9 protein-coding genes are annotated in these 11,942 nt (G+C 73.2%); 5 read left to right on the forward strand and 4 right to left on the reverse strand.

Features of this window, described 5'->3' with window-relative positions; all coding sequences use genetic code 11:
* Positions 1-7: 7 nt before the first annotated feature.
* From AB0M29_RS33315 to AB0M29_RS33330, 4 genes are read right to left on the reverse strand one after another with little or no spacing between them, the layout of a single operon-like run.
* On the reverse strand, positions 8-1,039 hold the full coding sequence (locus AB0M29_RS33315) for a MoxR family ATPase (protein ID WP_365389591.1): 1,032 nt from the start codon (positions 1,037-1,039) through the stop codon (positions 8-10).
* Positions 1,040-1,087: 48 nt separating this feature from the next.
* Positions 1,088-2,698: a hypothetical protein gene (locus tag AB0M29_RS33320; RefSeq protein ID WP_365389594.1), complete on the reverse strand. Its 1,611-nt coding sequence runs from the start codon at positions 2,696-2,698 to the stop codon at positions 1,088-1,090.
* A gap of 3 nt (positions 2,699-2,701) precedes the next feature.
* Positions 2,702-3,598, reverse strand: a complete 897-nt coding sequence (locus tag AB0M29_RS33325) for a trypsin-like peptidase domain-containing protein (RefSeq protein WP_365389596.1) — start codon at positions 3,596-3,598, stop codon at positions 2,702-2,704.
* 59 nt (positions 3,599-3,657) lie between these two features.
* Positions 3,658-4,332: a CU044_2847 family protein gene (locus tag AB0M29_RS33330; protein WP_365389599.1), complete on the reverse strand. Its 675-nt coding sequence runs from the start codon at positions 4,330-4,332 to the stop codon at positions 3,658-3,660.
* Positions 4,333-4,522: 190 nt separating this feature from the next.
* Between AB0M29_RS33330 and AB0M29_RS33335 the strand changes: the two genes are divergently transcribed.
* The 5 genes from AB0M29_RS33335 to ispG all read left to right on the forward strand — a co-directional run bounded on the left by AB0M29_RS33335 (position 4,523) and on the right by ispG (position 11,867).
* Positions 4,523-5,983 (forward strand): aldehyde dehydrogenase family protein, encoded by a 1,461-nt coding sequence (locus tag AB0M29_RS33335; RefSeq protein WP_365389601.1) that lies wholly within the window; start codon positions 4,523-4,525, stop codon positions 5,981-5,983.
* A 109-nt stretch (positions 5,984-6,092) separates the two neighbouring features.
* The gene (locus AB0M29_RS33340) at positions 6,093-8,012 is read left to right on the forward strand and encodes an acyl-CoA dehydrogenase family protein (RefSeq protein ID WP_365389604.1); all 1,920 of its coding nucleotides are present in this window, start codon (positions 6,093-6,095) and stop codon (positions 8,010-8,012) included.
* Positions 8,013-8,041: 29 nt separating this feature from the next.
* Positions 8,042-9,298, forward strand: a complete 1,257-nt coding sequence (dxr, locus tag AB0M29_RS33345; protein ID WP_365389607.1) for a 1-deoxy-D-xylulose-5-phosphate reductoisomerase — start codon at positions 8,042-8,044, stop codon at positions 9,296-9,298.
* Positions 9,295-10,611 carry a site-2 protease family protein gene (locus AB0M29_RS33350; protein ID WP_365389609.1) on the forward strand — a complete coding sequence of 439 codons (1,317 nt, stop codon included), beginning with the start codon at positions 9,295-9,297 and terminating at the stop codon, positions 10,609-10,611. Before dxr ends, AB0M29_RS33350 begins: the two co-directional genes overlap by 4 nt.
* A gap of 101 nt (positions 10,612-10,712) precedes the next feature.
* Positions 10,713-11,867 (forward strand): flavodoxin-dependent (E)-4-hydroxy-3-methylbut-2-enyl-diphosphate synthase, encoded by a 1,155-nt coding sequence (gene ispG, locus AB0M29_RS33355; protein ID WP_365389612.1) that lies wholly within the window; start codon positions 10,713-10,715, stop codon positions 11,865-11,867.
* The last annotated feature ends 75 nt before the right edge of the window (positions 11,868-11,942 follow it).

An 11,942-nucleotide genomic window follows, 5' to 3' on the forward strand; every position in this document is an offset into this window, starting at 1 on the left:
GTGCGCCTCAGGACTCGTTGAGGGGGCGCAGGAGGACGTTCTCGATGATTTCCCGGTCCTCCGGGCGGGACCAGAGGCCGCGGGTGGCCATCAGGAGGGCGTTCAGGAGCTGGTCGTTGGCGAGTTCGGCGTTGTCCTCGCGCTGGCGGCGCAGGAACTCGGCGATGAGGGCGGTGCGGGTGGCGGCGGTGGCGGGGTCGCCACCGAGGTGGGCGGAGACCATCGCGGCGAGGCGGTCGGCGTCGGGCGGCTGGATCTCCAGCCGGACGCAGCGCCGCAGGAAGGCCGCGGGGAACTCGCGCTCCGCGTTGCTGGTCAGGACGGTGAACGGGAACTGGGCGCAGCGCACCGTGCCGCCGGAGACGACGGCGGTGCGGGCACCGTCCGCGGTCATCACCTCTTGGTCGCCCTCGCCGAGACGGCTCAGCTCCGGGATGGTGTACTCGCCCTCCTCGAAGACGTTCAGCAGGTCGTTCGGCAGGTCGAGGTCGCTCTTGTCGATCTCGTCGATGAGCAGCACCCGCGGGTGCCGCCACGGCAGCAGCGCCGTACCGAGCGGGCCGAGCCGCAGATAGCGGCCGATGCCGGGGGCCTGCCCGCCGCCGGAACCGCCCGCGATGCCCGCGTCGTGCAGGCGGCCGACGGCGTCGTACGCGTAGAGGCCGTCGCGCAGGGTGGCCCTGCTGGTGATCGGCCAGCGAAGCACCGGGCCGAGGCCCAGCTCATGGGCGACCGCGTAGGCGAGGGTCGACTTGCCGACACCGGGCTTGCCGGTGATCAGCAGCGGGCGGCGCAGGTGCAGGGCGAGGTTGACGAGCTGGATCTCGCGCGCGTCGGCCTGGTAGGCGGCGGCCTGCCGGTCGCGGCCGAGGCGGCGGGCGACGGCGCCGTCCGCGGCGGCCGCGGGCGCGGCCGGGAGCCGTTCGGGGTCCACGTCGCCGAAGGCCCGCCAGGACGGGGCGTCGGGCAGCCCGTCGATGCCGTCGTGCGGAAGGCCCGTGCCGCGGTAGACCCACCAGTTCTCGCCGTTCGCCGTCACCGCTGTGCTCCTCGGGTCATCGGTCGTGTCGTCATCCGCGCGCCCCGCTCACGCCATGCCCGCGAAGGGCGCGTCCTGGTCGGCGTCCACGCAGTCGGGGTCGTCGTAGAGCAGGGTCATGTTGTTGCGTACGTCCGCCTCCCCGGCGAACCTGCCGAGCTTGCGGCAGAGGTGGACGGTCTCCGGCAGGTCCCGCAGGCGGGCGGGCCGGTGCTTGCGCAGCGCGGTGACGACCTCCCGGGCGTCGCCGGGGTCGCGCCGCCACACCATCACGGGCAGGCCCTCGGTGAACAGCGCGTCGAGCAGCCGGGTCCTGATCTCCGCGGCGAGCCTGTCGTACGGCACCGTCAGGCCCAGGCAGGCGAGTTCGGGCCGCTGGGTGAGCAGTTCGGTGAGCGCGGAGGCGGGCCGCTGGTCGAGCGGCGGCCAGGCGATGCGGTCCAGCACGTCGTCACCGGGCACGCCGTCGCCTGGCACCCCGTCGTCGCACGCCGGATCGCGCCGCGACGGTTCGTCGGCGCACAGGTGGTCCCACCGCTGGCGCCAGGGCGCCGGGTCGATCCAGGGATCGGTGTACCGCTCCAACGACCGTACGACGACGGGGTGGTGGTGGCCCAGCGGCGTCCGGGAGGCACCGGCCGACCAGACCTCCGCGCTGTGCCCCAGCAGGGTGGTCGGCAGCAGGAACTCCAGCCGTACCCCGCCGCCCGCGTTGCGCACCTCACGGGCCAGCTCGGCCCAGGCCGAGATCCGGGCGCTGCCCGCGCCGGTCAGCTCGCTGCGGCGGAAGGGCTCGCTGGGCGGCAGCGAGCCGAGCCTGCGCAGCGGGGCGCCGTCCGCGGGCTGCCGGTAGTACGCGCCGCGCAGCTCGTAGCGGCCGTCCTCGACGTGTTCGGGGTCCACCGCCTCGACCCTGATCTGCACGATCAGCCTGCCAGGGGCGGCCGTCGGCTCCGGGCCGGGCCCGGAACGCAGCTCGCCGAGCAGGTTGCGCAGGGCGGACAGGCGGTGGTGCGCGGCCAGTTCGGGGTCGGCCGCGAAGGCGGTGAGGAAGCGGAGCAGCGGCGCGGGGCCGCCGCCGTCGCGCAGATCGGCCAGCCGCAGCACGATCTCCGGCAGCGTCTCGCGGCCGGTGAGGAGCGCGGTGCCGCGCGCTCCGTGCGGCACGTGCCGGGCGAGCTGCGCCGCCGTCGGCTGGTCCCGTACCGGCAGCTCGCCGATCGGCAGCAGTTCGCGTACGACGCGCAGGGCGGGGGCGGTGGGCAGCGGCGACTCGCCGGTCAGCGCCAGAACCGTCACCTGCAGCCAGGGCAGCGCCCCGTCGTGCGGCCACAGCGCCCGTGCCGCGGTGCGCAGGGCCGCCAGCGCCGCGTCCGGATCGGTCCGGCTCTGCACCGCCCGTACGATCGCCCGCAGATGCGTGCGGGCCACGTAGTGCTCGGCCACGTCCAGCCGGAACCCGCCGTGGCCGTCGGCGCCGGCTTCCCCGCCCGCGTCGGGACCGGCCGCCGCGTCCATCTGCGCGAGCAGGTCCACGCGGTGGGCGAGCTGCGGGGCCTTCTCGAACCGGCCCAGTACCCGTACCAGCAGCTCCGCCCCGCCGTCCGGCCACGGTGAGTCCGCGGCGGGGGTCCGGTGGGTGTCCCAGGTGCCTCCCATCGGCTACGGCACCTCCCCGTCGTCGCCGAGCGCGCGGCGGATCTCCTCCCACAGCCGGTCCAGCGCGCGGTCGTGCGGGACCATCTCCTCCAGCGCGGTGTGGAGCGCGGTCAGCGCGGCGCGGGAGTCGCGGTGGTGGCGGCAGCTCAGGACGAGCTGGAAGAGGTGGTCGCGGCGCGCGGACCGCTCGGCCGCCTCGAAGGAGTACGGCAGGCCGAGGTGGTCGCCCATCCGCGCGAGGAGGTCCTGGCGGCGCTCGGCGGCGGCCAGCGCGGGGAAGGCCATCAGGGCGTCGACCAGGTCGGCGTCGGTCGGCGGACCGGCCCGCCGCGGCGCGAGGCGATCCGGCGGTGGGGCCGGTGCCGGGACCGGGGCCGTGCCCAGGAAGGCGTGCAGCGCCGAGACCGGGGTGAACCACCCGCCCTGGATCTCCTTGTAGGAGCGGCTGCCCTTCAGCACTCCGACGACCCGGCCGTCCGGCCCGGCCAGCATGCTGCCGCTGAGGCCCTGCCACACGCCGTCGCCGGTCAGCCGCACGAAGTCGCCCGAGCGGCCCGCGACCCGTAACGCCAGGCTGTCCGGCTGGACGCCGGGGGTCGGTGTGCGGGTGGAGTAGCCGAGCGCGGCCACCTCCGTGCCGGGCTCGGCGTCGCGCGCCGCGAGATCCGCCACCGGGTGCTGCTGCCACTCCCGTACGGTCACCACCGCCAGGTCGGGGTACGGGAAGAACAGTCCGCCGTCCCCGGCCGCGGGCCTGGCCCGCACCGCATCCGCACCGACCTCGCTCACCCCGATCCGGCCCGCCACGCGCACCCGCGCGGCCCCGGCGACCACATGCGCGGCCGTCACCACCAGCCCCCGCCCCACCAGGAACCCACTCCCGCGGAACTCCCCGTCCACGCCGATCCACACAGCGGCCCGCCGCAACCCCTCAGCCCCCGCCGCCCCGAGCACGCCCCTCACCCCGCGAACCCCACCCCACCACCCGCGGCCTGGCGGCCCGCCCCGGCCACAGGGCCGTCGGCCGTCGTGGTGGCGGCCAGGGCGCTGTCGCCGTCCGCCGCCCCGCCGTCGCGGCCCGTCTCGCCGCCGCTGGGTGCCCCGGCGGCGGCGGCCGCGGCGCCGCCTGCCGTCCCGGCACCGTCGCCGCGCGCGGGCCCGGCGGCCGGGCCCGCCGCTGCGGCCGCGCCGCCCGTGCCGCTGACCGGGGGCGCCGGTGCACGGCCCGCACCGTCGTGATCCGGAGCCCCGGGCGCAGCCGTGCGGCGGCGGGCGAGGTCCCAGGAGAGCCGGACGGTGAGGCCCGCTTCACTGCCGGCTTCGGCGATGACGCCGAGGAGCTGGCCGGACTTGACCGCGAGTTTGAGGCCGAACTCGACCTCGAAGGCGTCGGGGGCACCCGCGGCGCCGCCCTCGGTGATGGTCTCGGCGGCCCACTGGCCGATGCCGCGGACGGTGGAGCGGACCTGGTCGAGGGTGAGGGCGACGGCGGAGCCGAGCTGGGCGGCGCGGCGGCCGACGCCGACGTCGCCGTAGCCGTCGGACTCCTCGGTGTGCTGGAAGGGGAGGTCGCCGATGATCTCGGCCTCCACCGTCGAGCCGTCGCCCAGCTCGATCGTCACGGTCTGTGTCATCGCGGTCGCCTCCCCCTGCCCGCAGCAGGATAGAGGGGGTCGCGCCGCCCCGGGGCGGGTCCGGCCATTCCGGGTCTGGCCATTCCGTAGCGCCCGGCCCGGCCGGTACTCCGCCGTGGACAACGTGACGGCGAGGCGGCCGCGCCTACCGTGAAGGCAGCGACATCGACTTCCGGAAGGCGGAACCACCGTGACAACCACAGGCGCAGCCCCGCACGCGTTCTGGCTGGCCGGCCGCCAGGCCACCGGTACGGACGCCTTCGACGTCACCAGCCCCTGGGACGGCGCCCTGGTGGGCCGGGTGAGCGTCCCCACCGACGCGCAGGTCGAGGAGGCCGTGGCCGCGGCCCACGCCGTACGCGACGCCTTCGCGGCGACGCCCGCCCATGTGCGCGCGGCGGCGCTCGACCACGTCTCGCGGCGGCTCGCGGAGCGCGCCGAGGAGATCGCCCGGCTGATCACGGCCGAGAACGGCAAGCCGGTGAAGTGGGCGCGCGGCGAGGTCGGCCGCGCGGTCTCCGTCTTCCGCTGGGCCGCCGAGGAGGCCCGCCGCTTCAACAGCGGCGACGCGCAGCGGCTGGACACCGACGCCGGCGGCGTCGGCCGGCTCGCGCTGACCCGCCGCTTCGGCCGCGGCGCGGTCCTCGGCATCGCCCCCTTCAACTTCCCGCTCAACCTGGTCGCCCACAAGGTCGCCCCGGCGATCGCGGTCGGCGTGCCGATCATCCTCAAGCCCGCCCCCGCGACCCCGCTGTCCGCCCTCGTGCTCGGCGAGATCCTCGCCGAGACCAGTGGCCTGCCCGAGGGCGCCTGGAGCGTGCTGCCTGTGCCCAACGACCGGATGCCGGCGCTGGTCCAGGACCCGCGGCTGCCGGTGATCTCCTTCACCGGCTCCGACACCGTCGGCTACCAGATCATGGACTCGGTGCCCCGCAAGCACGTCACCCTGGAGCTCGGCGGCAACGCGGCGGCCGTGGTCCTGGCCGACTGGTCCTCCGAGGCCGACCTGGAGTGGGCGGCGAGCCGGATCGCCACCTTCGCCAACTACCAGGGCGGCCAGTCCTGCATCTCGGTGCAGCGCGTCATCGCCGACGACTCCGTCTACGACGCGCTCGTGGAGAAGGTCGTCGCCAAGGTGCGCACGCAGGGCGTCGGCGACCCCGGCGACGACGCCACCGACGTCGGCCCGCTGGTCAACGAGGCGGCCGCGCTGCGCGTCGAGCAGTGGGTGGACGACGCGGTGTCCAAGGGCGCGAAGCTGCTGGCGGGCGGCGAGCGGGAGGGCGCGACCTACGCCCCGACCGTGCTGGCCGACCTGCCCGCCGACGCGATCCTCGCGGGCGCCGAGGCGTTCGGCCCGGTGCTGTCACTGCACCGGGTGAACGGCGCCGACGAAGCCTTCGCCGCCGTCAACGACTCCCGGTTCGGCCTGCAGAGCGGGGTGTTCACCCACGACCTGCAGCTCGCCTTCCGCGCCCACCGCGAGCTGGAGGTCGGTGGTGTGATCATCGGCGACGCGCCGTCGTACCGCGCCGACCAGATGCCGTACGGCGGGGTGAAGGACTCCGGCAACGGCCGCGAGGGCGTCAAGTACGCGATGGACGACTACACCTACGAGCGGGTGATGGTGCTCACCGGGCTCGACCTCTGAGCCCGGGGGCCGTCCCCACGGCGCCGGTTGTCTGGTGGGAACGGCGGAATTCGGGTAGTACGGACAGGTAGCACCGGTCGGTAACCGGCTACCCGGAGGTGACGCAACCGTGTCCGCACCCGCCGCACGCAAGGTCTCCGAACGCGAAGCACGCCAGGTGGCGGAAGCCGCCAGGGAACAGGACTGGCGCAAGCCCAGCTTCGCCAAGGAACTCTTCCTCGGCCGCTTCCGCCTCGACCTGATCCACCCCCACCCGCTGCCCGCGCCGGAAGCCGTGGAGCAGGGCGAGGAGTTCCTCGCCCGGCTCCGCGACTTCTGCGAGGCCAAGGTGGACGGCGCCCTCATCGAACGCGAGTCGCGCATCCCCGACGAGACGATCCAGGGCCTGAAGGACCTCGGCGCGCTCGGCATGAAGATCGACCCCAAGTACGGCGGCCTCGGTCTCACCCAGGTGTACTACAACAAGGCGCTGGCGCTCGTCGGCTCCGCGAGCCCCGCGCTGGGCGCGCTGCTCTCCGCCCATCAGTCGATCGGCGTACCGCAGCCGCTGAAGATGTTCGGCACCCAGGAGCAGAAGGACGCCTTCCTGCCGCGCTGCGCCCGTACCGACATCAGCGCCTTCCTGCTCACCGAGCCGGACGTCGGCTCCGACCCGGCGCGGCTGGCCACCACCGCGGTGCCCGACGGCGACGACTACGTGCTCGACGGTGTGAAGCTGTGGACCACCAACGGCGTCGTCGCCGACCTGCTGGTGGTGATGGCCCGGGTGCCGAAGAGCGAGCGGAGCAAGGGCGGCATCACCGCCTTCGTCGTCGAGGCCGCGTCCCCCGGCATCACCGTGGAGAACCGCAACGCGTTCATGGGCCTGCGCGGCATCGAGAACGGCGTCACCCGCTTCCACCAGGTCCGGGTGCCCGCCGCGAACCGCATCGGCGCCGAGGGCGCCGGGCTGAAGATCGCCCTCACCACCCTCAACACCGGCCGGCTGTCGCTGCCCGCGGTGTGCGTCGGCGCGGGCAAGTGGTGCCTGAAGATCGCCCGTGAGTGGTCGGCCGCCCGCGAGCAGTGGGGCAAGCCGATCGCCGAGCACGAGGCCGTCGGCGCCAAGATCGCCTACATCGCCGCCACCACCTTCGCCCTGGAGGCCGTCCTCGACCTGTCGTCCCAGATGGCCGACGAGGACCGCAACGACATCCGGATCGAGGCCGCCCTCGCCAAGCTCTTCGGCTCCGAGACCGCCTGGCTGATGGCCGACGAGCTGGTGCAGATCCGCGGCGGCCGCGGCTTCGAGACCGCCGACTCGCTGGCCGCCCGCGGCGAGCGGGCCGTCCCCGCCGAACAGGTGCTGCGCGACCTGCGGATCAACCGGATCTTCGAGGGCTCCACCGAGATCATGCACCTGCTGATCGCCCGGGAGGCCGTCGACGCCCATCTGTCGGTGGCGGGCGACCTCATCGACCCCGACACCTCGCTGTCCGACAAGGCCAGGGCGGGCGCGAAGGCGGGTTCCTTCTACGCCCGCTGGCTGCCCAAGCTCGTCGCGGGCCCCGGCCAGCTGCCCAGCTCCTACGGCGAGTTCGGCGCCCTGGCCACCCATCTGCGCTACGTCGAGCGCAGCGCGCGCAAGCTCGCCCGCTGCACCTTCTACGCCATGTCGCGCTGGCAGGGCCGGATGGAGACCAAGCAGAACTTCCTCGCCCGGATCGTCGACATCGGCGCGGAGCTCTTCGCCATGAGCGCGGCATGCGTACGCGCCCAGCACCTGGCCGCGACCACCGACCACGGGCCCGAGGCGGGCCGGCTCGCCGACGCCTTCTGCCGGCAGTCGCGGATCCGTACCGAGGAGCTCTTCGGCCGGCTGTGGAGCAACACCGACTCCACCGACCGGGCCCTGACCCGGGCCGTGCTCAGCGGCTCGTGCGGCTGGCTGGAGGCGGGCATCGTCGACCCCAGCCGGGAGGGCCCGTGGATCGCCGACGCCACCCCGGGGCCGACGCAGGCCCAGAACGTCCACCGGCCGGTGCACTGAGCACGGCCCCGGCAGGACAGAATGGCGGTATGACGGACGCACTCGCAGACCCGCACTACCGCCCGTACTCCTCCGCCGGCGCGGGGGGAGGGCGACGGGACATCGTGGTGCTCGGCTCGACCGGCTCGGTCGGCACGCAGGCGATCGACGTGGTGCTGCGCAACCCCGACCGGTTCCGGGTGGTCGCGGTCTCCGCGGCCGGCGGGCGGGTCGAGCTGCTGGCCGAGCAGGCCCACCGGCTCGGGGTGCACACGGTCGCCGTCGCGGACGAGGCGGCGGCCGAGCCGCTGCGGCAGGCCCTCACCCGGCTCTTCGGGGCCGGGAAGGAGCCCGCGCTGCTGGTCGGGCCGCAGGCCGCCACCGAGGCCGCGGCCCTGGAGTGCCACTCCGTGCTCAACGGGATCACCGGCTCGATCGGGCTGCGGCCGACGCTGGCCGCGCTGGAGGCCGGGCGGGTGCTGATCCTGGCCAACAAGGAGTCGCTGATCGTCGGCGGCCCCCTGGTCAAGGCGCTCGCCAAGCCCGGGCAGATCGTGCCGGTCGACTCCGAGCACTCGGCGCTCTTCCAGGCCATGCTCGGCGGCAGCCGCGCCGAGGTGCGCAAGCTGATCGTGACGGCCTCCGGCGGCCCGTTCCGCGGCCGGACCCGGGCGGAGCTGGCCGGTGTCCGGCCCGAGGACGCCCTGGCCCACCCCACCTGGGACATGGGCCCGGTCATCACCGTCAACTCCGCGACGCTCGTCAACAAGGGCCTCGAGGTGATCGAGGCGCACCTGCTGTACGACATCCCGTTCGACCGGATCGAGGTCGTCGTCCACCCGCAGTCGTACATTCACTCGATGGTGGAGTTCACCGACGGCTCCACGCTCGCGCAGGCCAGCCCGCCCGACATGCGGATGCCGATCGCGCTGGGCCTGGGCTGGCCGGACCGGGTCCCGGACGCCGCACCCGCGTTCGACTGGTCGAAGGCGTCCACCTGGGAGTTCTTTCCGCTCGACGACGACGCGTTCCCGTCCGTGGCTTTGGCGCGACATGTGGGTAGCCTCGGAGGCACCGCGCCCGCGGTGTTCAACGCGGCCAACGAGGAGTGCGTCGACGCCTTCCTCGCCGGCCGGCTGCCGTTCACCGGGATCGTGGACACCGTCGCGAAGGTCGTACAGGAACACGGCGTACCGTCGTCGGGAACTCGGCTGACCGTCGAGGACGTCCTCGAAGCGGAGGCATGGGCCAGGGCCCGTGCCAGGGAACTCGCGAACGCGTCGACATCGGAGGCAGCAGGCGTATGACCGCTCTCATGACGGTCCTCGGCATAGTCGTCTTCGCCGTGGGCCTGATGGTCTCGATCGCCTGGCACGAGCTGGGTCACCTCTCCACGGCCAAGCTCTTCAAGATCCGTGTGCCCCAGTACATGGTCGGCTTCGGCCCGACCATCTGGTCCCGGCACAAGGGCGAGACGGAGTACGGCCTCAAGGCGGTCCCGCTCGGCGGGTACATCCGCATGATCGGCATGTTCCCGCCGGGGGAGGACGGCAGGATCAGCGCCCGTTCCACCTCGCCGTGGCGCGGCATGATCGAGGACGCCCGCTCGGCCGCGTACGAGGAGCTGCAGCCCGGCGACGAGACGCGGATGTTCTACACGCGTAAGCCGTGGAAGCGCGTCATCGTGATGTTCGCCGGTCCCTTCATGAACCTGATCCTGGCCGTGGCGCTCTTCCTCGGCGTCTTCATGGGCTTCGGCATCACCATGCGCACCACCACCGTCGGCCAGGTCAGCGACTGCGTGATCTCGCAGGCCGACACCTCCAAGCGGGACGCGAAGAACCCCTGCCTCCCCACCGACGCCGTCGCCCCCGCGAAGACCGCGGGACTGCGCGCCGGGGACAAGATCGTCTCCTTCAACGGCCACGCGGTGAACGACTGGGCGACGCTGTCGCGGGACATCCGCAACGGCGCGGGCCCCGCGGTCCTGGTGGTCGAGCGGGCCGGCAAGCAGGTCACCCTGCACCCGAAGATCACCACCAACGTCGTCGCCAAGACCGACAGCGACGGCAACTACGTGGACGGCACCGTCACCGCGGGCTTCCTCGGCTTCAGCCCCGCCACCCACATCCAGCCGCTGGGCTTCACCGACTCGTTCAGCCACATGGGCGACATGGCACGGCAGGGCATCGACTCCCTGGTCAGCCTGCCCAAGCGGGTCCCCGACCTGTGGAACGCGGCCTTCAACGGCGCCGAGCGCAAGCCGGACTCCCCGATGGGCGTCGTCGGCGCGGCCAGGGTCGGCGGCGAGGTCTTCGCGCTCCAGGAGCCCGCCATCAACCGCGTGATGACCATGGTCATGCTCGTCGGCGGCTTCAACCTCTCGCTCTTCCTGTTCAACATGCTGCCGCTGCTGCCGCTGGACGGCGGCCACATCGCGGGAGCGGTGTGGGAGTCGATCCGCCGCAACCTGGCCCGCGTCTTCCGCAAGCCCGACCCGGGCCCGTTCGACGTCGCCAAGCTGATGCCGATCGCGTATGTCGTGGCCGGAATCTTTGTGTCCTTCACACTGCTGGTACTGATCGCGGACGTGGTCAACCCGGTCAAACTGAGTTCGTAACCGAGCGAGCGCAGTGAGAGCCGAGGGCCGGGTGCCGTAACCTCGATAGCCGGAGCCCGCCCACGCCGGGACCTCGTTCCACACCTTGGGGATGCCACGCAATGACCGCCATTTCGCTCGGGATGCCGGATGTTCCGATCAAGCTCGCCGAACGCCGCCGAAGCCGTCAGATCCAGGTCGGGTCGGTGGCCGTCGGTGGGGACGCCCCGGTATCCGTGCAGTCGATGACGACGACCCGGACGTCGGACGTGGGCGCGACCCTGCAGCAGATCGCCGAACTGACGGCGTCCGGCTGCCAGATCGTCCGCGTGGCCTGCCCGACCCAGGACGACGCCGACGCGCTGGCGACCATCGCGCGCAAGTCGCAGATCCCGGTGATCGCCGACATCCATTTCCAGCCGAAGTACGTGTTCGCGGCGATCGACGCCGGGTGCGCGGCGGTGCGGGTGAACCCGGGCAACATCAAGCAGTTCGACGACAAGGTCAAGGAGATCGCGCGGGCGGCCCAGGACGCCGGGGTGCCGATCCGGATCGGGGTGAACGCGGGGTCGCTGGACGCGCGTCTGCTGCGCAAGTACGGCAAGGCCACCCCGGAGGCCCTGGTGGAGTCGGCGCTGTGGGAGGCGTCGCTCTTCGAGGAGCACGGCTTCCGCGACATCAAGATCTCCGTCAAGCACAACGACCCGGTCGTCATGGTCAACGCCTACCGGCTGCTCGCCGCGCAGTCCGACTACCCGCTGCACCTGGGCGTGACCGAGGCGGGCCCCGCCTTCCAGGGCACCATCAAGTCCGCGGTGGCCTTCGGCGCCCTGCTCAGCGAGGGGATCGGCGACACGATCCGGGTGTCGCTGTCGGCGCCCCCCGCCGAGGAGGTGAAGGTGGGTATCCAGATCCTGGAGTCGCTCAACCTCCGCCAGCGGCGGCTGGAGATCGTCTCGTGCCCGTCGTGCGGACGCGCCCAGGTCGATGTGTACAAGCTGGCCGACGAGGTGTCGGCCGGGCTCGACGGCATGGAGGTGCCGCTGCGGGTCGCGGTCATGGGCTGCGTGGTGAACGGCCCCGGCGAGGCGCGTGAGGCCGACCTGGGCGTGGCGTCCGGCAACGGCAAGGGCCAGATCTTCGTGAAGGGCGAGGTCATCAAGACCGTGCCCGAGTCGAAGATCGTGGAGACCCTGATCGAGGAGGCGATGAAGCTCGCCGAGGCGATGGAGGCCGACGGCGTCTCCTCCGGCGAACCGCAGGTGAGCGTCTCCTGACCGCGACGCACCCGCCCGGCCCCGCGTATCCCGTCCGGGACGCGGGGCATGGCATGCCTGTGCGAGGTAAAGTGC

The sequence above is a fragment of the Streptomyces sp. NPDC051976 genome, assembly GCF_040680795.1.
In the GTDB taxonomy this organism is placed as follows: Bacteria; Actinomycetota; Actinomycetes; order Streptomycetales; family Streptomycetaceae; genus Actinacidiphila.

What these genes read in the sequence shown, in the direction of transcription:
- AB0M29_RS33320 (WP_365389594.1), bottom strand. Translation starts at nt 2,698, where the DNA reads ATGGGAGGCACCTGGGACACCCACCGGACCCCCGCCGCGGACTCACCG.
- AB0M29_RS33330 (WP_365389599.1), bottom strand. Translation starts at nt 4,332, where the DNA reads ATGACACAGACCGTGACGATCGAGCTGGGCGACGGCTCGACGGTGGAG.
- dxr (WP_365389607.1), top strand. Translation starts at nt 8,042, where the DNA reads ATGACGGACGCACTCGCAGACCCGCACTACCGCCCGTACTCCTCCGCC.
- AB0M29_RS33350 (WP_365389609.1), top strand. Translation starts at nt 9,295, where the DNA reads ATGACCGCTCTCATGACGGTCCTCGGCATAGTCGTCTTCGCCGTGGGC.
- ispG (WP_365389612.1), top strand. Translation starts at nt 10,713, where the DNA reads ATGACCGCCATTTCGCTCGGGATGCCGGATGTTCCGATCAAGCTCGCC.